Here is a 21,840-nt window from a genome sequence, read left to right as displayed (position 1 = left end):
CATGTCTGTAGCCGTCGAGCAGCGTCGTCGCCTCGTCACTGCCATCCCGGGTCCGCGTTCGCAGGCCCTGCAGGAGCGCAAGGTGGCGACCGTCGCCGCTGGGGTCGGGACGGGTCTGCCGGTCTACATCGAGCGGGCTGCGGGGGGAGTGCTGGTCGACGTCGACGGCAACCACCTCATCGACTTCGGCTCGGGTATCGCGGTGACCACCGTGGGCAGCTCGGCGCCGCGGGTCGTCGAGCGCGTGCAGAGGCAGGTGGAGGAGTTCACCCACACCTGCTTCATGGTGACGCCGTACGAGGAGTACCTCGCGGTCTGCGAGAAGCTCGCTGCCCTCACGCCGGGGACGCACGAGAAGCGGTCGGCACTGTTCAACTCCGGTGCCGAGGCAGTCGAGAACGCCGTGAAGATCGCGCGGGTGTTCACCGGCCGCACGGCCATCGTGGCCTTCGACCACGCCTACCACGGGCGGACCAACCTCACCATGGCCCTGACCGCGAAGAACATGCCCTACAAGCACGGGTTCGGGCCGTTCGCCTCCGAGGTCTACCGGGTCCCGATGGCCTATCCCTACCGTTGGGCGGGCGATCGCACCCGGGTGGCAGACGAGGCCTTCGAGGCCTTCACGTCGCAGGTGCACGCCCAGGTGGGCGAGGACAACGTCGCGGCCGTGATCATCGAGCCGATCCAGGGGGAGGGCGGTTTCATCGTGCCCCCAGAGGGCTGGTTGCGCCGGGTGGCCGACTGGTGCCGCGAGCACGACATCGTGTTCATCGCCGACGAGATCCAGACCGGCTTCTGCCGCACGGGTGACTGGTTCGCCTGCCACCACGAGGGTGTGGTCCCGGACCTCATCACGACGGCGAAGGGGATCGCGGGCGGCCTGCCCCTGGCTGCCGTGACCGGCCGCGCCGAGATGATGGACGCCGTCCACGCGGGCGGGCTGGGTGGCACCTACGGAGGCAACCCGGTGGCCTGCGCCGCGGCGCTCGGCGCCATCGAGACCATGGAGGCGGAGGACCTGTGTGGTCGTGCCCGCCAGGTGGGTGCGCTGTTCACGGAACGGCTCCGTCAGCTCGCCGAGAAGTTCGACGTCGTCGGGGAGGTCCGCGGCCGCGGCGCCATGCTCGCGGTCGAGCTGGTCACCGGCGGCGGGGACGACACCCCCAACCCCGGTCTCACCGCTCGGATCAACGCGGCGTGTCACCAGCAGGGTCTGGTCACCCTCACCGCAGGGACCTTCGGCAACGTGCTGCGCTTCCTGCCGCCGCTGGCCATCTCCGACGAGCTGCTTCACGAAGGGCTCGACATCCTCGAGCAGGCCTTCGCGGCCCACGCCTGACAACCGCTGCAGCACAGGGAGATTCACCACATGACACTGTCACCCGCCGAGCAGGCGCTCGTTGCAGCTGTTCCCACCGGCCTGTTCATCAACGGCGCCTGGTGCGAAGCGTCTGACGGCGCGCGAGTACCGGTGGAGGACCCCTCCACGGGTCTGGCCTTCGCCAGCGTCGCTGACGCCACCGTGACCGACGGAGGCGACGCCCTCGCCGCCGCCTCGGCGGCGCAAGCGAGCTGGGCCGCCACGGCGCCGCGCGAGCGCGGGGAGCTGCTGCTGGCGGCATACGAGCTGCTCACCGAGCGGGCCGAGGACTTCGCCACGCTGATGACCCTCGAGATGGGCAAGCCGCTGGCCGAGGCGCGGGGAGAGGTGGCCTACGGCGCCGAGTTCTTCCGGTGGTTCTCCGAGGAGGCGGTGCGCATCTCGGGGCGGTGGATGACCGCGCCCAACGGCGCCACGCGACTGCTCACCATGAAGAAGCCGGTCGGACCCACCCTGATGGTCACGCCGTGGAACTTCCCGCTCGCGATGGGGACCCGCAAGATCGGCCCTGCCATCGCCGCCGGCTGCACCATGGTGGTCAAGCCCGCGACGCAGACACCGCTGTCGATGCTCGCCCTGGCCGCCCTGCTCGACGAGGTCGGGCTCCCGGCCGGGGTGCTCAACGTCATCACCACGACCCGGACCGCTGCGGTGATGGAGCCGCTCATCCGGGACCCGCGGGCCCGCAAGCTCACCTTCACCGGGTCGACGCCTGTCGGCCGCACGCTCGTCGAGCAGTCGGCCACCCAGCTGCTGCGGGTCTCCATGGAGCTGGGCGGCAACGCCCCGTTCATCGTGTTCGACGATGCCGACCTCGACGCAGCAGTGGACGGCGCGATGCTGGCCAAGATGCGCAACATGGGGGAGGCGTGCACGGCAGCCAACCGGTTCCTCGTGCAGTCAGGTGTGGCTGACCAGTTCGCCACCCGCCTGACGGCGCGGATGGAGCAGCTGTCCATCGGGCGCGGCACCGAGGCCGGCGTCGACGTCGGGCCGCTGATCGACGCGCCGGCGCAGGCGAAGGTCGAAGAGCTCGTGGACGACGCCGTCCTGCGCGGCGCCCGGGTTGCCTGCGGGGGCAAGCCAGTGGGGGAGACGGGCCATTTCTACGCACCCACCGTCCTCACCGACGTGCCTGCCGACGCTCGGCTCCTGCGTGAGGAGATCTTCGGCCCGGTGGCGGCCATCGCGACCTTCGACACCGAGGACGAGGCCATCTCGCGAGCCAACGACACCGAGTACGGGCTGGCGGCCTACGTCTTCAGCCGCGACCTCTCGAGAGTGCTACGGCTCGCAGAGCAGCTGGAGGTCGGCATGGTCGGGGTCAACCAGGGCATCGTGTCCAACCCCGCCGCGCCCTTCGGCGGGATGAAGGCCTCTGGGTTCGGGCGCGAGGGCGGGCTCGAAGGCATCGAGGAGTACCTCGAGACGACCTACGTGGGAATCGCGTGAGACCCCTGGTGGCGGCGCAACGGCGATCACCGGAGGTTCTGGCCATCGGGGCGAGGGGGCCACGCCTGGGCGCCCAGCTCGCGCGACACGGATCGCGCGGTGTCGCGAACCAGGTCGCGCGCCTCGTGGCGGGCCACGTCGCCGTCTGAGGGGATCACGACCCCCACGGCCCCCACGGCCTCTCCGTACGAGTCGAAGACGGGGCTGGCCAGCGAGCTCTCACCGAGCACGGCCTCGTCCTGCTCGAGGGCGATGCCGGTCGACCGGATCACCTCCAGCTGCTCGCGCAGCTGGTCGGCGGAGGTGATCGTCTCGCCGGTCATGCTGCGCAGCTCTGCCGAGGTGAGCACTCGCTTCTCATCGTCAGGGAGGAAGGCGAGCAGAGCCTTGCCGAGGGCGCTCGCATGGGCCGGGATGACGATGCCCACCTCCGGCATCTGGCGACTGCCATCCGGGCGCGGCTCGTGGTGGATGATCACGACGTCGTCGACGAGCAGCACCCCGGTGCGCACGGCAAGACCCGTGCGCCGGGCGAGATCCTCGGCCCAGGGAATGGCCTTGGACCGCAGTTCCAGCGTGTCGAGGTAGACGTTGCCGAGCCGCAGGACGGCGGGGCCGAGCTGGTACCGGCTCGAGCCGCGCTCCTGCACCACCATCCCGTGCTCGACCAGGCTGCGGACGATCCCGTGAGTGGTCGAGGGTGCCAGCTCGAGGCGCGCGGCCAGCTCGGACAGGCTCATCCGCCGCGCGCCCTGAAGCGCGCTGAGCACCCGGATGGCGCGATCGACCGATTGGATCACGTTTGTCCTCTCCGCTGTGACCTACTTCACGAAAACTCTTGCCTCCCAGTGAATCATAGGGGTAGCCTCCAAATCACGTTCGACAATATCGAATGAAATTCAGACAACTTGCAAAGGGGCAAGGGCGATGCTTGACGAGACCAATCTCCTCCAGCGTTTGGGCGCTGAGGTCATCGGAACGGCTTTCCTGGTGTTCATCGGCGTGGGGTCGGTCCCCGCCACCCTCATCGTCAACGGCAAGGCGCCGTTCACCATGGCCGACCTGGGCGTCATCTCCCTGGCGTTCGGCACCGTGGTCGTGGCCACCGTCTACGCCTTGGGGCACGTGGGCGGCAACCACATCAACCCGGCGGTCACCCTGGGCCTGGCCGTGTCGGGCAAGTTCCCGTGGGCCCAGGTGCCGGCCTACCTCGGAGCCCAGGTCGTCGGTGCGATCGTCGGGGCGGCCGCGATCATCGGGGTCCTCGGACACCAAGCGAGCGACGTGGGCCTGGGAGTTGCCGCCTACGGCGACATCAGCTGGCTGCAGGCCTTCACGGCCGAGTTCGTGGGCACCTTCATCCTCGTGTTCACCATCTTCGGCGTCATCCATCGCAAGGCCGCCGCGGGGTTCGCCGGCGTCGCCATCGGCCTGGTCGTCTTCGCCGCCATCATCCCCGTCGCTCCGGCCACGGGCGCATCCATCAACCCGGCTCGTACCGTTGGTCCCATGCTCGTCCAGCAGCTCGCGGGTGGCGAGGTGAAGTGGCACCAGCTGCCGGTCTACCTGGCGGCCGAGCTCCTCGCTGGAGTCGTCGCCGCCCTCCTCTACGGCCTGCTCACCCGCACCCCGGCTGACCGCGCCGTCGCGGCTCCCGGCCTGGACCTCGGTGACCCGGACCCCCAGGCCGCCATCTCCCGCCAGACCAGCACCGTCTGACGCGTCCCGAACCCGTTGACTGCGAAAAGAGACTCTGATGAAGAAGTTGATCAACGACCCGAACGACGTCGTCGTGGAGGCACTGCGTGGCATCGAAGCCGCTCACCCCGAACTGCGGGTCGACCACGAGAGCAAGGTCATCTACCGCGGTGACGCCCCGAAGCGAGGCAAGGTGGGCCTCATCTCCGGAGGAGGGTCCGGACACGAACCGCTCCACGGTGGATTCGTCGGCCTGGGCATGCTCGACGCAGCGTGTGCCGGCGAGATCTTCACCTCTCCGGTCCCCGGGCAGATCCTGGCCGCGACCAAGCTGGTGGACGGAGGCGCAGGGATCCTGCACGTCGTCAAGAACTACACCGGCGACGTGATGAACTTCGAGATGGCCGCTGAGATGGCGGCGGCAGAGACCGGTGCCCGCATCGTGTCGGTGGTCACCGACGACGACGTGGCGGTCCAGGACAGCACCTGGACGGCAGGGCGACGCGGAGTCGGCGTCACCGTCCTCCTCGAGAAGATCGCGGGGGCGGCCGCAGAGCAGGGGCGCGACCTCGACGAGGTCGCCCAGGTCGCCAGGACGGTCAACGAGAACGGCCGGAGCATGGGCCTGGCCCTCACCTCGTGCACGGTGCCGGCTGCAGGCCACCCGACCTTCGACCTGGGCGACGACGAGATGGAGCTCGGTGTCGGCATCCACGGAGAACCGGGCCGCGCGCGGTTGCCGCTCGCCCCGGCGAGCGAGATCGCTTCGCTCCTGGTCGAGCCGATTCTCTCCGACCTGCCGTTCACCAGGGGCAACCCCGTCATCGCGTTCGTCAACGGTCTCGGCGGCACTCCGCTCATCGAGCTCTACGTGGTCTTCAACGAGGTCCAGAAGATCCTCGGCGGGCGCGGCGTGCCCATCGCTCGGTCGCTCGTCGGCTCGTACATCACCTCGCTCGACATGGCCGGCGTGTCGATCACCCTGCTCAGGGTCGATGACGAGCTGCTCTCCCTCTGGGACGCTCCTGTCAACACTGCTGCACTGAGATGGGGCATCTGAGGATGAGCGAGAACGTGACCACGGCGGTCTTCGAGCAATGGGTGCGCGGGTTCGCGGACCTCATCGCCGCCAACCGCGAGCACCTGACCGAGCTCGACGCGGCGATCGGCGATGCCGACCACGGGTCGAACATGGACCGGGGCATGAAGGCCGCCGTGGCCGCGCTCGATGAGAGCCGGCCGCCGACGGCCGGCGCGCTCCTGACCAAGGTGGGGATGACGTTGGTCTCGACGGTGGGTGGGGCCAGCGGGCCCCTGTTCGGGACCTTCTTCATGAGGATGGGGGGCTCGCTGGGGGCCACCGCCGAAACGGTCTCGGCAGGCGATGTCGCAGCGGCGCTGCGAGCCGGGCTCGGGGGCATCGTCGATCGAGGCAAGGCCGCCCCCGGTGACAAGACGATGTATGACGCCCTCGCGCCTGCCGTCGAAGCGCTGGAAGCAGCGCTGACGGACCAGGCCACCCTGGCCACCGGGCTCAAGGCCGCCCGGGATGCCGCCGCGGCGGGTCGTGACGCCACGACGCCCATGCTGGCGCGCAAAGGGCGAGCCAGCTACCTCGGCGAACGCAGCGTGGGCCATCAGGATCCCGGGGCGGCGAGCGTGGCGCTGCTGCTGGACGCTGCAGCAGATGCAGCCTCCTGAGCCAGCCCCCGATCCACCACCCACGTCAGCACGACCAGCAGCGGAGGCAGTGACATGACCGAGAGCACATCGGCCAACGCGCCGGCAACGGATGCCGAGCGCCGGGTCGGGCTGATCGTGGTCTCCCACAGCCGCGCACTCGCCCTGGCCGCCGTGACGCTGGCAGGGGAGATGCTCCATGGCCGCCCACTGACGATCGAAGTAGCGGCTGGTCTGGACGACACGACCTTCGGTACCGACGCGGTCAGCATCATGCAGGCGATCGAACGGGCGGACAGCCCAGCGGGCGTCGTGGTCCTCATGGACCTCGGGAGCGCCGTGCTCAGTGCCGAGCTCGCGCTCGACCTCCTCCAGGACTCCTCCATCCGCGATCGGGTCACGCTGTCGCCGGCCCCCCTGGTCGAAGGCCTCATCGTGGCCGCCGTCGCCGCCGCGGGTGGCGCCAGCAGGGAAGAGGTCGCGGCCGAGGCCCGCAACGCGGTGATGGGCAAGGCCGCCCACCTGTCGACCCCGGAGCCCGGAGTCGCGCCCGAGCCGGAGGACCAGGCGCAGGCAGCCATCGTCGGAGTGTTTCCGGTGGCCAACCCGCACGGTCTGCACGCCCGACCGGCCGCCCGACTCGTCAGCGAGGTCCGCGCCCTCGATGCGTCCGTCCAGCTGCGCAACCTCACCACCGGCGCCGGACCCGTCCCCGCCGCCAGCCTGAGCCGAGTCGCGACGCTCACGGCTCTGCACGGGCACGAGGTCGAGGTCCGCGCCACCGGGCCGCAGGCCCAGGAGGCCGTCGAGCACGTCCTCGCGCTCGCCAAGCGACGGTTCGACGAACCCCCCGAGCAGGTCTCCGCCCCACCCGCTCCGCCGCGACCCACCCCCAGCCGCAGCGGGCCGCTTGCCGCGTCCCCGGGAATCGCGGTCGGCCCGGTCCGCCGACTGGCTGCCGAGCCGGTCGATCCCGCCCTCCACCCCGCAGGAGAGCCGGCTCAGGAGTGGCGGCGGGTCCTGGCGTCGGTGGCGGCCGTGCGTCGGGAGATCGAGCACGTCCGGGTCCTCACAGAGCGCGAGCTCGGGCCCGACCAGGCCAGCATCTTCGACGCGCACCTGTCCCTCCTCACCGACACCGAGCTGCTGGGCGACGTCAAGGCGCGCATTCGCCCTGGCACCGGCGCGGTGGCAGCCTGGGCCGGCTCACTCGCCGAGGTCGAACGTCAGTGGGCCGAGCTTCCCGACCCCTACCTCAGGGAGCGGGCCGCCGACGTCCGCGCGGTCGGAGAACAGGTGCTGCAGGCTCTGACCGGTCAACCGGCCCGCCGGATGACGGGAGAGGGTGTGCTGGTTGCCAGCGACCTCACGCCCGCCGAGACCGCAGGCCTGGACCTCGCGCTGGTGACCGGAGTGGTCCTCGCCCAGGGGAGTCCGACCTCGCACGCGGCCATCCTGGCGCGGGCCCGCGACATCCCGGTCGTGGTCGCGGCCGGCCCCGAGGTGCTGGGCATCCCCGAAGGCAGGACGATCCTCTTGGACGGGGCCACCGGTGCGCTGCACCTCGATCCCGCGCCCGAGCTGATCGAGGAGTACCAGAGCCGCGCCGCCGAGGCCGCGGAGCAACGCGTTCGCCAGGTCGCCCTCGCCGACCACCCCGCGGTGTCTCGTGACGGCACCCGCATCCTCGTGGCGGCCAACCTGGGATCGGTGAGCGACGCGCGTGCCGCGCTCGCGGCCGGGGCGGACGGCGCCGGACTGGTGCGCACGGAGTTCCTCTTCCTCGACCGGACCGCAGCTCCCGACATCAACGAACAACAGGATCAGTACGACTCCATCGCCGAGGCCATGGAGGGTCGGCGGATCACCCTGCGAACCCTCGACGTGGGCGGCGACAAGCCACTGCCGTACCTGCCCATGCCCCCCGAGGCCAACCCGTTCCTCGGCCAGCGCGGCATCCGGCTGAGCCTGAGGAACCGGGACCTGCTGCGCGACCAGATGGCCGCCATCTGCCACACGGCGCGGCACTCGCCGACCAGCATCATGCTCCCGATGGTGTCGACACCCGACGAGCTGATCGAGGCGCGACAGGTCCTCGTCGAAGCTGCCGGATCGTCGGGCCTTCCGGCGGGTCTGCACATCGGCACCATGATCGAAGTCCCCTCGGCCGCGCTCAAGATCGAGGCTCTCCTGCCTTACGTCGACTTCGTGAGCATCGGCACCAACGACCTGACCCAGTACACCCTTGCGGCCGAACGCGGAAACGGCGCCGTCGCCGCACTCTCGGACGCTCTCGACCCGGGCGTGCTCCGCTTGATCGACCACGTCTGTCGAGCAGCGAGTGGTCGGGTCGACGTGGCTGTCTGTGGCGAGGCCGCTTCCGACGAGCTGGCCATCCCGATTCTCGTCGGGCTCGGCGTGCGAGAGCTCAGCGTCTCGCCTCCCGCGGTCGCCAGGGTCAAGGCGGCCATCCGTCAGCTCGACGTCGAGCACTGCGCGTCCTTGGCGGGGCAGGCGCTGACGCTGCCCGGCGCCACCGACGTCCGCAAGCTCGTCCTCGCCACGATGGCAGAGACGCAGGGCGACGCGGAGTCAGGAACGCGGACCGGGAGTGGTGTCGCGACGGGGTGACCGGAGGTCGGGCCGGGCGGTGTCAGGTCTCCTGGCCGATCGACAGGATGTTGCCGTCGGGATCCTTGAACCAGGCGCCCTTCACGCCCTCGATCTCGGCGATGCCGTCCACTGTCTTCAAGCCCGGCATGTCGTACTCCTCGAAGACCACCCCGCGCTCGCGGAGCTCACCCACCGCCTTCTCGACGTCGTCCACGTCGAAGCCCATGTAGGTGCTCTGGGCAGTTCCGGCGAACTGGGAGGGATAGACGAGCACCAGCGATCCGCCACCCGCCTCGTACCGGACCCCATCGGCCCGCTCGTCCTTGACCTGCAGGCCCAACGTCTCGCCGTAGAACTTCTTGGCCCTCTCGAGGTCTGACACCGCGATGGTCGGCGTCGCACGTAGTGTTTCGAACATTTCCCAACCTCCTCTTTCGGCGCTCAGAGCGCCTGATGGTTACGCCCTCTGTCACCACCCGACGGAGGTATGCCGCCTGGCGAGCTTCCCAGCGCGGAGCGGGGGCGCCCGGGTCCAGGCGGGTCAACAGCCGGGCAGCCTGAAGCTGGCGATCCGGGTGGTCCACCCGTTTCCGTTGGGTGCCGACGCCGCGCTGGCCACGGTGTAGTACTCGTTGACGTACCAGAACGTGCAGTCGTCCACGGGGTCCACGGTCAGGTCGGTGTAGTCGCCCCAGCGCGAGTTGGCCGTGGTCTGGGCTGCCGTCCCGTTGATGATGGTGCCTTCGCCCAGGGGCATCTGGCCGAGCGGGTCAGCCGCCAACCGCCCGGTGTAGCGGATGCCCGGGAACACGTCGGTGCCGTTGACCACGCTGTAGCCGAGGCCGAAGTTGCCCTTCTTGTCGGCGGCGATGCTTCCCATCCACCGATGGACACCGTCAGCTGGCGCGTAGGTGCCCTGCTGGCGCACGCTGTAGACGCCGTTGGTGCGCCGGATCTCGTACCAGCGCACCCCGGCCACACCCGGAGCGGCCTCGACCGACTGGTTCGTCAGCAGGGACTCGGAGGTGCCGAGGTTGCGGTAGGCCAGCCGGAAGGAGGGCCGCTGTCGGTAGGACAGGATGTCGAGGTACTGCGCCGGGTTCGTGATGCCCGGCTGGGGGAGGCAGTCCCTGGAGCCGAAGCCACCGACACACGGGAAGTCCGAGTCGAACGACGCGACCGGCAGCTGAGTCTTGAGGACCATCGACGCCGTCGGGGTCGAGCGCCACTTGGCGTCGAACTCCCAGATGTTGAGCGCGTCGAAGGTCGCTCCATAGGGGGCGTTGTCGTCCTGGGTCCCCACGATCGGGGCGGGGGCTTCGTTCCTGGGCTTGGTCTTTCCGTCCACGTCCGGTGGCAGCAGCCCGTCGCCGATCAGGTTGAGCGGCACGGCACTGTCGGTCATCAGGAAGCTCACCGCACGCGCGGCTGGGTCGCCCAGGATCATCTTGTTGCGCTCGAGCCCGTAGACGCCGATGCCGTAGATGCTCGGGTCGAGAATGCCGAACTCGCGGGTGGTGATGAGGTACGAGTCCTTCCACATGCCGTACTTGGGGTAGTCGGGGAAGTTGTACCCGGTGGTGAACGCGTAGCGGTAGTACGAGCCGGTCGGGTCAGGGCTCGTCGAGACGGCGACGCAGTTGTAGAACAGGTTGAGCGGCTCGTCCGGGTAGTCGATCCCGCGCGTGGTGAACTGCGTGAGGATCCAGCGGTCGGCCACCTGGTCGTAGATGACCACCGGGTCACCGGACGGCTCGGTGCACTCGTCGATCGCGAAGTTGTTCCACAACGTGCCGGTCTCCACGGGTCCGAGCAACCGCGTGCCGTTCTTGGAGTACACCGCGAAGACGAGGTTGACCATTTCCACGTAGTGGTTCGGCCCGACCTCACCGTTGGGATCGGGTGGGTTGACCCGGCCGCCCAGGACGGTGAAGTTGTCCTGGTTGCTCAGGCCCTCGAAGTTGGCCAGGGTGCCGGGGATGGCGAGGGCGCTGGGCGAGGCGTCGGACTGCAGCGCCCCGTCGGCCGCGCCTGCACGGGAGACGCCCGACCTCAGGTTCGGGTCTCGGCCCACCACGTCGGGCCGCGCTGTGCCGTGCTTGGCTGCCTTGGCCAGCTCACGAACTGACGGCGACACGTCGAAGGCCGCGGCCGTCGTGAACTTCGGCTTCAGCTTGTCCGGCGATTTCGGCGTCGCAGCCTGTGTCGCCCCGGCGGGCGACAGCATGGCGGTGACGAGCGCAGCGGGCACCAACAGCCACAGCTGGCGACGGACGAAGTTCGGAGTGGCGTTCATCGAGGATCCCTCCTGATCCATCCTGCACAGCGCATCCTCCCGCTGATGGGTGACCCGTACCTCTAGCAAACTGCGTAGCTCTGGCCCGAACGGCCGCTGAACCCATCCCGATGAGGGTCCGACCAATCGCTGAAACCCTGCACCGGCCAGGCGTCCAGCCGGCACCGGCTCGAGGGAACGAAGTTGCTCGAGGTCCTACGGCGGCCAGCTGGCGGAGGCCGAGGCGTTGACGCGGCCGCCGTTGCGGTAGGTGGCGTCGACCTCCGCCGTGACCCGGCCCGAGGCGTCGTCGTCCCAGCGCGTGACGATGATCCCGGACCAGCGCCCGGATGCCGACCCGGCGGTGCACGAGATCAGGTCACCGCTCTGCTCGCAGGAGCCCCAGTCGCCCGACGCACGGCGAAGGACGACGCCGGACGGCACCCGCAGGGTGAGCCTGACGGCTCCGGTCGTGCCCTGGGCCTGCGCGTCCACCTCGATCGACGTCGCGTCGGCCGGTCCAGAGATCCTCATCCAGACCTGCAGCTGCGTGGTGGCCACGGTCGTCGATGGGCTGCGGGTCGGGGTCGGCGAAGGGGATGACGGCGTGGTCGCGGCAGGACGCGACGGCGCCGGGGCGCTCGGCGATGGCTTGGGCGGCGGAGGGGTCGTGGTCCGCGGCGCGCTGGTCTCGCGGGTCGTGGTCGGGGCCGCCGTCTCGGTCGGGGAGGGGCTCGGGGGATCCGTCGACGGGATCGGCGGCGTCGTGGTCGGGGTCATCTGCGCGGAGGGCGGACTGGGGGGCGGGTCGTCGGGCAGGATCAGCAAGCCGGCCGAGACCGCCGCCGCGGCGCCCACGGCAGTGGCGACGACCTTGCCGACGCTCAGCTTGGCGACCAGGGACGAGGTCGTGGTGGTTGCCCCCGACCCGCCGGCGGCCGTCGGCGCGGCTGCCCCGGTCCCACCCACGACGCTGGACGCGGCTGCCCCACCCCCTCCGGCCGCTGCGGATGCGCCCGCGACGGACGCGCCTGCCGTCGTCGCCATCGCGTGGGTCAGGAACCCCGGTGCCGTCAGCAGCACCGCTGGCCCCAGCATCGAGCCCAGCTGCTGCTCCACGCGTTGCAGCTCGGCGAGCCGACCAGGACAGGTGGGGCAGGTCGACAGGTGGCGGGCCAGGTCGTCGGGGGCGACGGACCCGTCGACGGCCAGCATCGGGAGCCGGCGCACGAAGGGCTCGCAGCCGGGCTCCAGGCCGTTGGTGCTCAGGTGGGTCTGGAGGTAGGCCTGCCGCAGCCCCCGCCTGGCTCGCTTGGCGAGGGCGGCGACGGCGTTCGGGGAGATGCCCAGGTCCTGGCCGATCTCGATGTTGCGGTCATGGTCGACCGCCGTGCGCCACAGGATGACCTGCCAGCGGCGAGGCAGCGCGGCGAAGGCCTGGCGCATCATCGAGACCTCGGTCTGGCGGGCCATCGGGTCGACCGGTCCGCGCGAGCCGTCCTCGAAGACGGCGACGTCGTCGCTGAGGACCTCGGAGGACGACGCGCGGCGCGAGCGGGTGACCGCGAGGTTGCGCACCGAGGTGAGCAGGTAGGCGCGCACGGACCCCGTGGGACCGCCCCCGGACGCGAAGGCGCCCAGCATGTTGGAGAAGGCGTCGGAGGCGAGCTCCTCCGCGTCGCGCGGTTGGCGGGAGCTCCTGCGCGCGGCCGCGAGGGCAGCCGGGTAGTGCCGCACCCAGAGCTCGACGACGGCTTCCTGGGACCCGTCGCGAGCCCGTTCGACGAGGTCCAGGTCGGTGGCCAGCGGGTCTGCGCTCACCGGGCCCCGCGTCCGAGGAGGTGGTCGCGCCCGAGATGGCGGTGGCGCGGAGTGCGCCCACGCCGCATCCAGCCGTCGCCTGCGCTGGAGGCGCGGGCCGCCGCAGTGACGGCGATGCTGCCCGCCGTGAGGAGCGGTCGGCGTCGGATGGTGCGCTGCGCCACCGTGGCAAACAACGCCAGGACCTGCGCCAGCGGTCGTGGCCCGTGGCCACGGGTGAGGGCGTCGCCCTCCCCGTCGAAGAGCACGTCCTGCTCGGCGTCGCTGATCGGAGCGTGCAGGGCTGCGACGTGGAAGGTGAGCTCGCCCCGACCACCCTGGTCCCGGTCCACCTGGTACTCCACATCCGCCGCGCAGAGGGCGCCGATGGCGGTGCGGTAGGGGCCGGAGAAGGTCGCGCCTCCGGTGCGGGTGTCGAGGGTCACGACGACGTGGGGTCGCTCGACCTCCTCGGCCTCGAGGCCGAACGTCCACCTGCCGATCCCGCCGGCCCCGTCCGGCTCCGGGCAGTCGGCGGGTTCGGGAAAGCTGCTGCCTGTCGATGTCATTCCGAGGTCCCCCTTTCGGTCGGTGGTCGACGTGCGCGGGTCGACTGGACGAGGGGCACGCGGGTCAGGTCGGCCGACACCGGCCCCCCGGGTCACGCCTTCGGCTGGAGGACGCGGCTTCAACTGGAGGACTAACTGCGGCACCTTTGGTGACGCAGCTCCCTCGCGTGAGGGCCTCGGCATCGGGCGCCACCCAGCGCCAAGGCCCTCACCACCCCTCATCTCGTCCCCGCCGCTGAGACCATGCCGCGGCCGTTCCGTGACGCGTGAGCCGCTCGCTGCCGATGACCTCCGGGGCCGCATGCCGGTGTCCGGCCACCCACGTCACACATCGAGGACGACCGCGTCTCGGTCAGAAGGGGCCGCTCGCGGCTGCCTGGATGGATCGAACTGTGACGGACACGAACTTCTCGCCGGGGTGGGATACATGACGAACGCTGACGTCGGACACGCAGGACCTGGGACGACGCTGATCCGGCTGCCGGGAGTCGGCCGATGGCTCGCAGCCCTGGCCGCCTGCCTGGTGGTGGCCGGCGCGACGCTGCTGGGGGCAGGGGCGGCTAGGGCGGCCACGATCGACGGCGCCATCACCTCGATCACGACGACCGCAACGAACACGACTCAGTGGGACCGGGTCGATCTCGCCTGCACCTGGGCCGTCCCGGACGGGTCGTCGCCCGGCGACACCTTCAGCCTCCAGCTGCCGCCGCAGCTGCGGTGGTTCGGCTCGGCGGACTTCGACCTCACTGCGCCGGACGGCCAGCCGGTGGCCCACGCCCATGCCGGCGCCGACGGCCTCGTGGTGTTCACCCTGACGGACTACGTCCGCACCCATCCCGTCGACCTGCACGGGACCTGTCACTTCTCGACCCGGTACAGCGCCGAGACCACCGACGAGACCGTCCACCTGGACTTCCAGGTCGGTGACCAGGTGGTCCGGGTCGACCTGCCCACGGTCGGCCCCTGCACCCACGACTGCGCCGTCGACCGGACCGAGGCCAGCAAGTACATGTGGTGGGACGACACCAGCCAGACCACGACCCAGTCGGTGATCCGCACGCCCGCCACGACCCTGGCGGTCAGCGACGTGACCATCACCGACGCGCCCGGCCCCGGTCTGGCGCTCGACTGCGGCTCGCTCACGGCGACGATCGGCAAGGTCCTCGACGCCGACGGCAACGTCACCACACCCCGGGACGACGCGCAGTACGTCCCCGAGATCTCGTGCACGACCCACGCGCTCTCGGTCACGTGGTCGGACGTCCCGGCAGGGGAGTACGCCGAGCTGTGGGTCCGGGCGGATGTCGTCGACCCGTCACTCGCGACCTACGGCAACGACGGCTCAGTGACCATGGACGGTCGCACGACGCCGGTCCACGACACGGTCCGCCACAGCGACGCGGGCGGTGACGGAGAGGGCACGCCGTCCCCCACCACGACCACGTCCACCTCCACGACCACGTCCACGACCACGACGTCGCCGTCGTCCACGACCTCACCCACCAGTTCGTCCACGACCTCGTCCACGACCTCGCCCACGACCTCGCCCAGCACGACCGCCACGGGGACGGGCACCGTCACCCCGCCGGTCACGACCGGCGGCGTGGTCGTCACCACCGGGAGCGGCACCACCGGCGGAGCCCTGGGCCAGGGCCTCATGGACGACACCGCGCTGGCCTTCACCGGCTTCGACGCGGTGCAGCTCGCGGGGGTCGCGGCGGTCCTGCTGGGGTCGGGCATCCTGCTCACCGGGCTCGGCCGACGCAGCCGAGGTCACTAGGCGTCGCCGGCGAGCGAGGACGACGGTCGCGAATCCCGGTGTCGCGTCACGACCACCGCCATGAGCACTCCTTGAGGGGGAGGCGCCACGTGTCGGCGCTCGTGCAGGCGCCGGGGTCGCCACCCGGCCTCGTCAATGAGGAGCAGAGCCCGTGGAAGCAGTGCAGGCGCGTGGAACGGAACGACTCATCCTGAGGATCGGTGCGGTCTCGGCGACCAGTCGCACCGTGCTCACCCCGGCCGGCAGCGCGCCGGTGAACGACGTGCGGTGGACCCTGAAGGAGCAGGCATCCCCGCGGCGCAGGGTGTGGCGACGCACCCCGACCGGTGCCGGGGCGACCGGCAGGGTGCAGCTCACCGTGACGGTCCACGGGCCGGGCTGGCAGCACACCGAGGCGGTCGGCCCGGTCACCCGTGAGGAGGTCGCCGCGGTCCGAGCCAGGGTGACCCAGGCCCGCATGCTGGCACTGCGGTCCGTCGTGTGGTCCTCCGTGACGGTGCCGGACCCGGCGGCTCAGGTGAGTGGGGAGGTCGCCGCACCCGCGAGGTAGGTTCGAGGCATTCGTGGGTGCCGCCGGCGGCCACAGCCGAACCCCGGGAGTCGTTGGTGCGAGTCGTCGTCATGGGTGCGGGCGGCTACGTCGGCAGCCGTCTCGTGCCGGCCCTGCTCGCGGCCGGCCACCAGGTGACGGCCACCTTCACCAGGGCGGCAGCCGCCGAGCGGTTCTGGTGGGTCTACCGGGTGGAGGTGGTCGAGGTCGACGTCCTCGACCGCCCCACGGTGCGGTCGGCCGTGGCCGGCGCCGAGGCGCTCTACTACCTCGTCCATGGGCTCGGGGGCGACGACTTCCCGACCAGCGACCGCGAGGGCGCCTACAACGCGGCGCATGCCGCGGTGCGCGCCGGACTCGGCCGGATCGTCTACCTCGGCGGCCTGGTCCCGGCCGTCGCGGACGGCGACCTGTCCCCGCACCTGAGGTCGCGGCTCGAGGTCGAACAGGTGCTCACCGACTCGGGCGTCCCTACCCTGGCTCTCCGCGCGGCGATGGTGGTCGGCAGCGGCTCGACCTCGTTCGAGATCATGCGCCAGCTGAGCGAACGGCTGCCGGTCCAGGTGCTGCCGCGCTGGATGGACAGCCGGGTCGAACCCGTCGCCGTCACGGACGTGGTCGCCGCCCTCGTCGGCGCCCTCACCGCACCGGCTGTGAGCCGCGCGTTCGACCTGGGCAGCGGCGAGCGGATGCCGTATGCCGCGTTGCTGCGGCTCTACGCCGACCGCGCCGGTCTGCGCCGGGTGCAGGTGCGGGTGCCTGGCCTGCCGACGGCGCTGGTGTCCCGGCTGGCGCCCGCGCTCACCCGCGCCCCGGCCTCCACCGTGCAGTCGCTGGTCGAGAGCCTGCACCACGACATGGTCTGCGGCCGACCCGACTTGATGGTCCAGCTGATACCCCGGGGCCATGCCCTCACGCCGGTCGCCGAGGCGATCGACCGGGCGCTCGCGGTCCCCGACGCCGCGGTCCCGGACCCTGGTCGCGACATCCTCGGCCCACTGAGCTCCGATGCGGCCTGGACCGGATCGCTGTCAGGCTGACGCGGGGGCGGCCGAGGTCAGCGCTCCCGACGAGCCAGCTCACGCTCGAGGTTGCGGGCGAACCCGACTCCCATGGCGGCGATGACGGCGTGCATGGACGCTTGGACGGCGGGTTTGGCCAGCTTGGGGAACGGCAGGTCGACCTCGACTCCGAGCTCGATCGTGAGTCGGGTCCCGGTGCCGCTGTCGGCCAGCTGGTAGGTGCCCTCGACCCCGGCCCGCTCGGCGCCCTTCGGCTCGTGGGTGTAGACGATCCGTTCCTTCGGGGTGAACTCCATCCGCTCGGTGAACGAGAGCCCGATGCTCTTGCCGAGCACCTCGACCGGCGCGAGCTTCCAGAGCCAGGTGCTGCCGTGGTCCTCGATCGACCGCACCATCGGAGTCAGTCGCGCCACCAGCTTCGCGTCGCTCAGCACCGCCCAGACCGCGTCGCGCGGGTGCGGCACGACAGCGGTCGAGCGCTTGGATGAGGAGAAGACAGCCATGTCCCGAGTCTGGTCCATGGCCATCCCACCCGCGCGGCGCCCCTTGGACGGCGATCGACCCCGGTGTGGCTGTGAGAGTCTGGCCGACGTGAGCGAACCAGCACCTGCGACCTCTGGCTCACCGCGGCGCGGGCGGCCCGGCTACGACCAGGAGACGGTCCTGCGCAGGGCGATCGAGCTCTTCAACGAGCAGGGTTACGACGGCACCAGCATGGGTGACCTGGCCCGGGAGCTCGGGTTCAGCAAGTCGGCGATCTACCACCACGTCCCGAGCAAGACCCACCTGCTGTCCCTCGCTCTCGACGAGGCCCTCGACGGGCTGACCCGCGTCATCGAGGAGGCCAGCGACGACGCGGCCGGTCGCACGGCATACGCCCGACTGCGGCAGGCGGTGCACCGCAGTGTCGAGGTGCTGGTCGAACACCAGCCAGCGGTCACGCTGCTCCTGCGCGTGCGCGGCAACAGTGAGGTGGAGCGGGCCGCGCTGCGGCGCCGCCGCGAGATCGACGCGCGGCTGGCCGCGCTCGTCAAGGAGGCCATCGACGAGGGGTCGCTGCGCACCGACGTGCCGCCGGCCCTGGTCAGCCGGCTGCTGTTCGGCATGGTCAACTCACTCGTCGAGTGGCACCGCGCCGGTGGTGGCGTCGAGGGCCAGCAGCTCTCCGAGGCGATCACAACCATCGTGTTCGACGGCCTGGCGCTCGACCTGCCTCACCAGTCGTAGAAGCCTCGCCCGGTCTTGCGACCCAGCTCGCCGGCGGCCACCTTGTCGCGCAACAGCTGCGGCGGCTCGAACCGCGGGCCCAGCTCGCGGGCGAGGTGCTCCGCGATGGCCAGCCGCACGTCGAGACCGACGATGTCGGTGGTGCGCAGTGGACCGATGGGGTGTCGGTAGCCGAGCGTCATCGCGGTGTCGATGTCCTCCGCCGACGCGACGCCCTCCTGCACCATCCGCACCGCCTCCAGCGCGATGGCGACACCCAGGCGGCTGCTCGCGAACCCGGGTGAGTCCTTGACGACGATGGCCGTCTTGCCGAGCGATGCGGCCCAGCGACGCGCCTGCTCGACGAGCTCGGGCGCGGTCCGGCTCCCGACGACCACCTCCAGGAGGTCACTGGAGGGGACCGGGTTGAAGAAGTGCAGCCCGATGACGCGCTCCGGAGCCTGCAGCCCGTCGGCGATCGCGTCGATCGACAGCGAGCTGGTGTTGGTAGCCAGGACTGCCCCGGGCAGCTCCTGTTCGAGACGCTGGAACACGGTCTGCTTGAGCTCGAGGTCCTCTGGAACGGCCTCGATGGCCAGCTGCGCGTCGCCGTAGTCGGGGTGTGGCCCGGCGCTCACCCGGACGCGACCCAGGATGACCTCGAGGTCCTCGGCCAGCGCGCCCTTGTCGGCCGCCTTGCGCAGGCTTCCCGCCACCCGCTCGAGGGCGGCCCGGGCGGACTCGGTGTCGCTCTCGATGACGTGGACCGAGGACCCGGCCGCGAGGAAGGCGTGCGCGATCCCTGCGCCCATCCGCCCCCCGCCGTAGACGAGGACCCGCGTGGGCAGCACGGTGGAGTCGGTCATGGGTGCTCCGTTCGGAAGGCTCAGGCTGGTCGAAAAGCGTTGCGGGTCAAGGGCGTTCGAGCAGGAGGGCGCTGCCCTGACCGACACCCACGCACATCGTTGCCAAGCCGCGGTGGGCACCGGCGCGCTCGAGCCGTCCGAGCAGGGTGACGACGATGCGGGTGCCGGAGCAGCCGAGGGGGTGGCCGAGGGCGATCGCGCCACCGTCGGCGTTGACCAGGTCGGGGTCGAGCCCCAGGTCGCGCACGCAGGCGATGGACTGGGAGGCAAAGGCCTCGTTGAGCTCGACGGCGTCGAGGTCGTCGACGGTCCACCCGACGCGGGCCAGGGCCTTGCGCGTCGCGGGGACCGGGCCGATGCCCATCACCTCGGGAGCCACGCCGGCGCTGGCCGCCGCGACGACGCGCGCCCGCGGGGTGAGGCCGTGCTGCTCGATGAACCGCTCGCTCGCCACCACGACGGCCGCTGCACCGTCGTTGAGGGCGCTGGAGTTGCCGGCCGTGACCAGCCCGTCAGGACCGTGCAGCGGGCGCAGCGCGGCCAGCCGTTCGAGGCTGGTGTCCGCGCGCGGTCCCTCGTCGACGGCGAACTCGCCGTCCCGCAGCGGCACCGCGACGGTCTCGGCCTCGAACCGGCCGTTCTTGATCGCGTCGAGCGCGCGTTCGTGGGAGCGCAGGGCGAACGCGTCGAGCTCGTCGCGGGTCAGGTTCCACTGCTGCGCAACGCGTTCCGCGGTCTGCGGCATGGTCAGCGTGGTGTCGGCGTCGAAGCGCGGGTTGGTGAACCGCCACCCGATCGAGGTGTCGAAGGTCGCGCCCGGGCGGGCGAACGCCTTGGTCGGCTTCTCGGTCACCCACGGCGCGCGGGTCATCGACTCGACCCCACCGGCGATGACGACGTCGGCGTCCCCCGCGGCGATCATCTGGCGGGCCGTGGCGATGGCGGTCAGGCCCGAGGCGCAGAGCCGGTTCACCGTGAAGCCGGGCACCGACTGGGGGAGCCCGGCCAGGAGGAGGGCCATCCGGGCGACGTTGCGGTTGTCCTCGCCGGCCTGGTTGGCCGCGCCGAGGACCACCTCGTCGACCAGCTCGGGGTCGATGCCGGACCGGGCCACCACCTCGCGCACGACGAGGGCGGCGAGGTCGTCCGGGCGCACCGAAGCCAGCCCACCGGCATACCGGCCGATCGGGGTGCGCACTCCGTCGACGATGAACGCCTCGGTCACGCTCTGCTTGCTGGAAATGCGGGCCTCCTGGAGCTCGGCGAAGGTCAGGCGTCGAAGTCGACGGTGACGGCGTCGCTGACGGGGTAGGACTGACAGGTGAGGACGAAGCCCTGCTCGACCTCACCCTTCTCGAGCGCGTAGTTGCGGCGCATGTCGACCGCACCATCGCGGACGAGGGCGCGGCAGGTGCCGCAGACCCCGCCCTTGCAGGCGAACGGCAGGTCCGTGCGGGTGGCCTGGGCCGCATCGAGGATCGACTGGCTGCGCGGCATGGGGGCGGTGGAGCTCGACCCGTCGAGGACGACGGTGACGTCGCTGGTCTCGCCCTCGACCACGGCGTCGGCGCGGTGCAGCTCCGGCGGCGGCTCGTCGACGTAGAAGAGCTCGAAGTGGATGTGCTCCTCGGCGACGCCGACCTCGGCCAGCACCTCGCGGGCCGCACCGATCATCGCGAACGGCCCGCACAGCCACACGTCGTCGACGTCCTGCACCGGCACGAGGAGGTCGAGCAGCCGACGCAGTCGCTCGGCATCGATCCGGCCGGAGAAGAGCTCGACGTCGCGAGGCTCGCGGGACAGCACGTGGATCAGCTGCAGGCGCGAGCCGTACCGGTTCTTGAGGTCGGCCAGCTCCTCGGCGAACATCACCGACCCCGTGGTGCGGTTGCCGTAGATGAGGGTCACCTCGGACTCGGGGTTCGAGAGCATGGTCGTGGCGATCGACAGCATCGGCGTGATCCCGGAGCCGGCCGCGATGCACAGGTGCCGGCCTCCGGTCGCGGGATCGGCCCGGAAGCTGCCCGACGGCGTCTGCACCTCGATCTCGGTGCCGGGGGTGACCTCGTGGACCAGCCAGTGCGAGAAGAGGCCGTCCGGGATCTCGCGGACCCCGATCCGCGGTCGCTCACCGACGGCGGCGCAGATCGAGTAGGTGCGGCGGTGCTCCTCGCCGTCGATGCGGCGCCGCAGCGTGAGCGACTGCCCTGCAGCGAAGTCGTATGCCGCGGCGAGCTCGGCCGGGACGTCGAAGCTCACCGCGACGGCGTCGTCAGTGAGCTGCTCCACGGAGTGCACGGTGAGGGTGTGGAAGACGGGGGTGGTCCGGGTCTTCTTCGGGAGCAGCAGGGAGCCGGTGGAGGCGGTCACGACCTAGATCTCCTTGACGTGCTCGAACGGCTCGAGGCAGCTCGTGCAGCGGTAGAGCGCCTTGCAGGCGGTGGGGCCGAACTCCGAGGTCAGCTCGACGGCGTCCGAGCCGCAGCGGGGGCAGTGCAGCTCGCGGCGGGTGGGCAGCAGGGACAGCGCGACGGGCCCCGAGCGGGCCGGCACGCGACCGGGCGCCGAGAGGCCGTGGTCGGCCAGCGCCTGGCGTCCACGTTCGGTGATCCAGTCGCTCGACCAGGCGGGCGACAGCGAGACCCGCACCGTCGCGGCGAGCCCGGCCTCGCCGAGCACCCGCACGAGGTCGTCCCTCATCGTGGCCATGGCGGGGCAGCCCGTGTAGGTCGGCGTGATCGCGACTGTCACCGCGCCGGTCTCGGAGACCTCCACCGAGCGGAGCACGCCGAGGTCGTCGAGGGTGAGCATCGGCATCTCGGGGTCGGTGACCGTCCGAGCGAGCGCAAGGGCCCGCTCGCGCAGCTCCTGGTTCGATGTGAACACGCCGGGTTCATCCGGCGTGTTCACATCGAACCGGCGGGAGGGCCGGGTGGCGCTCGTGG

20 protein-coding genes are annotated in these 21,840 nt (G+C 71.0%); 10 read left to right on the top strand and 10 right to left on the bottom strand.

Translation table 11 applies throughout. The features are described from left to right. The first annotated feature begins 1 nt into the window (after position 1). A complete protein-coding gene (gene gabT, locus ASG95_RS16880) occupies positions 2–1,342 on the top strand; it encodes a 4-aminobutyrate--2-oxoglutarate transaminase (RefSeq protein ID WP_056924059.1) in 1,341 nt (446 codons plus the stop codon). A gap of 30 nt (positions 1,343–1,372) precedes the next feature. Next, a complete protein-coding gene (locus tag ASG95_RS16875) occupies positions 1,373–2,836 on the top strand; it encodes an NAD-dependent succinate-semialdehyde dehydrogenase (RefSeq protein ID WP_057378178.1) in 1,464 nt (487 codons plus the stop codon). Between the two features lie 26 nt (positions 2,837–2,862). Here ASG95_RS16875 and ASG95_RS16870 read toward each other — a convergent pair whose 3' ends face one another. Then, entirely contained in the window at positions 2,863–3,636 is a 774-nt protein-coding gene (locus ASG95_RS16870; RefSeq protein ID WP_056924057.1) for an IclR family transcriptional regulator, read from the bottom strand. Positions 3,637–3,763: 127 nt separating this feature from the next. On the opposite strand from ASG95_RS16870, the gene ASG95_RS16865 reads away from it, so the two are divergent. The 4 genes from ASG95_RS16865 to ptsP are packed head-to-tail and all read left to right on the top strand — an operon-like array spanning position 3,764 to position 8,845. Then, on the top strand, positions 3,764–4,555 hold the full coding sequence (locus ASG95_RS16865; RefSeq protein ID WP_082592746.1) for an MIP/aquaporin family protein: 792 nt from the start codon (positions 3,764–3,766) through the stop codon (positions 4,553–4,555). 37 nt (positions 4,556–4,592) lie between these two features. Continuing rightward, positions 4,593–5,594 (top strand): dihydroxyacetone kinase subunit DhaK, encoded by a 1,002-nt coding sequence (gene dhaK / locus ASG95_RS16860; protein WP_056924056.1) that lies wholly within the window; start codon positions 4,593–4,595, stop codon positions 5,592–5,594. 14 nt (positions 5,595–5,608) lie between these two features. After that, a complete protein-coding gene (gene dhaL, locus ASG95_RS16855) occupies positions 5,609–6,235 on the top strand; it encodes a dihydroxyacetone kinase subunit DhaL (protein WP_369820389.1) in 627 nt (208 codons plus the stop codon). Positions 6,236–6,289: 54 nt separating this feature from the next. After that, positions 6,290–8,845 (top strand): phosphoenolpyruvate--protein phosphotransferase, encoded by a 2,556-nt coding sequence (gene ptsP / locus ASG95_RS16850; protein ID WP_082592744.1) that lies wholly within the window; start codon positions 6,290–6,292, stop codon positions 8,843–8,845. A 22-nt stretch (positions 8,846–8,867) separates the two neighbouring features. On the opposite strand, the gene ASG95_RS16845 is transcribed toward ptsP, so the two are convergent. The 4 genes from ASG95_RS16845 to ASG95_RS21470 all read right to left on the bottom strand — a co-directional run bounded on the left by ASG95_RS16845 (position 8,868) and on the right by ASG95_RS21470 (position 13,471). Next, positions 8,868–9,245 carry a VOC family protein gene (locus ASG95_RS16845; protein ID WP_056924054.1) on the bottom strand — a complete coding sequence of 126 codons (378 nt, stop codon included), beginning with the start codon at positions 9,243–9,245 and terminating at the stop codon, positions 8,868–8,870. A 123-nt stretch (positions 9,246–9,368) separates the two neighbouring features. Beyond that, on the bottom strand, positions 9,369–11,123 hold the full coding sequence (locus tag ASG95_RS16840; protein WP_057378177.1) for a hypothetical protein: 1,755 nt from the start codon (positions 11,121–11,123) through the stop codon (positions 9,369–9,371). A gap of 195 nt (positions 11,124–11,318) precedes the next feature. After that, a complete protein-coding gene (locus tag ASG95_RS16835) occupies positions 11,319–12,923 on the bottom strand; it encodes an RNA polymerase sigma factor (RefSeq protein ID WP_057378176.1) in 1,605 nt (534 codons plus the stop codon). After that, on the bottom strand, positions 12,920–13,471 hold the full coding sequence (locus ASG95_RS21470; RefSeq protein ID WP_057378175.1) for a hypothetical protein: 552 nt from the start codon (positions 13,469–13,471) through the stop codon (positions 12,920–12,922). The genes ASG95_RS16835 and ASG95_RS21470 overlap by 4 nt, the downstream gene beginning before the upstream one ends. A 427-nt stretch (positions 13,472–13,898) precedes the next feature. Here ASG95_RS21470 and ASG95_RS16825 point away from each other — a divergent pair, with 427 nt between their 5' ends. From ASG95_RS16825 to ASG95_RS16815, 3 genes are all read left to right on the top strand, one after another. Next, on the top strand, positions 13,899–15,251 hold the full coding sequence (locus ASG95_RS16825) for an Ig-like domain-containing protein (RefSeq protein ID WP_057378174.1): 1,353 nt from the start codon (positions 13,899–13,901) through the stop codon (positions 15,249–15,251). Positions 15,252–15,402: 151 nt separating this feature from the next. Further along, positions 15,403–15,801, top strand: coding sequence for a hypothetical protein (locus tag ASG95_RS16820; protein ID WP_157582199.1), 399 nt, complete (start codon positions 15,403–15,405; stop codon positions 15,799–15,801). A gap of 56 nt (positions 15,802–15,857) precedes the next feature. Beyond that, complete coding sequence (locus ASG95_RS16815; protein WP_057378172.1) at positions 15,858–16,841, top strand: NAD(P)H-binding protein; 984 nt, start codon at positions 15,858–15,860, stop codon at positions 16,839–16,841. Between the two features lie 17 nt (positions 16,842–16,858). On the opposite strand, the gene ASG95_RS16810 is transcribed toward ASG95_RS16815, so the two are convergent. Then, a complete protein-coding gene (locus ASG95_RS16810; RefSeq protein ID WP_057378171.1) occupies positions 16,859–17,326 on the bottom strand; it encodes an SRPBCC family protein in 468 nt (155 codons plus the stop codon). An 88-nt stretch (positions 17,327–17,414) separates the two neighbouring features. On the opposite strand from ASG95_RS16810, the gene ASG95_RS16805 reads away from it, so the two are divergent. Next, on the top strand, positions 17,415–18,050 hold the full coding sequence (locus ASG95_RS16805; RefSeq protein ID WP_057378170.1) for a TetR/AcrR family transcriptional regulator: 636 nt from the start codon (positions 17,415–17,417) through the stop codon (positions 18,048–18,050). Here the strand turns inward: ASG95_RS16805 and ASG95_RS16800 are convergent. From ASG95_RS16800 to paaD, 4 genes are read right to left on the bottom strand one after another with little or no spacing between them, the layout of a single operon-like run. Continuing rightward, on the bottom strand, positions 18,038–18,895 hold the full coding sequence (locus ASG95_RS16800; RefSeq protein WP_057378169.1) for a 3-hydroxyacyl-CoA dehydrogenase family protein: 858 nt from the start codon (positions 18,893–18,895) through the stop codon (positions 18,038–18,040). The genes ASG95_RS16805 and ASG95_RS16800 overlap by 13 nt on opposite strands. Positions 18,896–18,941: 46 nt before the next feature. Continuing rightward, positions 18,942–20,120 carry an acetyl-CoA C-acyltransferase gene (locus ASG95_RS16795; RefSeq protein ID WP_057378168.1) on the bottom strand — a complete coding sequence of 393 codons (1,179 nt, stop codon included), beginning with the start codon at positions 20,118–20,120 and terminating at the stop codon, positions 18,942–18,944. Positions 20,121–20,164: 44 nt separating this feature from the next. Then, complete coding sequence (gene paaE / locus ASG95_RS16790; RefSeq protein WP_082592736.1) at positions 20,165–21,265, bottom strand: 1,2-phenylacetyl-CoA epoxidase subunit PaaE; 1,101 nt, start codon at positions 21,263–21,265, stop codon at positions 20,165–20,167. Positions 21,266–21,268: 3 nt separating this feature from the next. Then, entirely contained in the window at positions 21,269–21,781 is a 513-nt protein-coding gene (paaD, locus tag ASG95_RS16785; protein WP_235543980.1) for a 1,2-phenylacetyl-CoA epoxidase subunit PaaD, read from the bottom strand. Positions 21,782–21,840: the final 59 nt, after the last annotated feature.

Origin of the sequence: Phycicoccus sp. Soil803, assembly GCF_001429685.1 — a bacterium.
Lineage (GTDB): Bacteria > Actinomycetota > Actinomycetes > Actinomycetales > Dermatophilaceae > Pedococcus.
The sequence above is the reverse complement of the archived record's forward strand: the minus strand, read 5'-3'. Positions and strand labels throughout refer to the sequence as shown.

What these genes read in the sequence shown, in the direction of transcription:
- ptsP (WP_082592744.1), top strand. Translation starts at nt 6,290, where the DNA reads ATGACCGAGAGCACATCGGCCAACGCGCCGGCAACGGATGCCGAGCGC.
- ASG95_RS21470 (WP_057378175.1), bottom strand. Translation starts at nt 13,471, where the DNA reads ATGACATCGACAGGCAGCAGCTTTCCCGAACCCGCCGACTGCCCGGAG.
- ASG95_RS16800 (WP_057378169.1), bottom strand. Translation starts at nt 18,895, where the DNA reads ATGACCGACTCCACCGTGCTGCCCACGCGGGTCCTCGTCTACGGCGGG.
- ASG95_RS16825 (WP_057378174.1), top strand. Translation starts at nt 13,899, where the DNA reads ATGACGAACGCTGACGTCGGACACGCAGGACCTGGGACGACGCTGATC.
- ASG95_RS16845 (WP_056924054.1), bottom strand. Translation starts at nt 9,245, where the DNA reads ATGTTCGAAACACTACGTGCGACGCCGACCATCGCGGTGTCAGACCTC.
- dhaK (WP_056924056.1), top strand. Translation starts at nt 4,593, where the DNA reads ATGAAGAAGTTGATCAACGACCCGAACGACGTCGTCGTGGAGGCACTG.
- gabT (WP_056924059.1), top strand. Translation starts at nt 2, where the DNA reads ATGTCTGTAGCCGTCGAGCAGCGTCGTCGCCTCGTCACTGCCATCCCG.
- ASG95_RS16865 (WP_082592746.1), top strand. Translation starts at nt 3,764, where the DNA reads ATGCTTGACGAGACCAATCTCCTCCAGCGTTTGGGCGCTGAGGTCATC.
- ASG95_RS16875 (WP_057378178.1), top strand. Translation starts at nt 1,373, where the DNA reads ATGACACTGTCACCCGCCGAGCAGGCGCTCGTTGCAGCTGTTCCCACC.
- ASG95_RS16840 (WP_057378177.1), bottom strand. Translation starts at nt 11,123, where the DNA reads ATGAACGCCACTCCGAACTTCGTCCGTCGCCAGCTGTGGCTGTTGGTG.
- ASG95_RS16810 (WP_057378171.1), bottom strand. Translation starts at nt 17,326, where the DNA reads ATGGCTGTCTTCTCCTCATCCAAGCGCTCGACCGCTGTCGTGCCGCAC.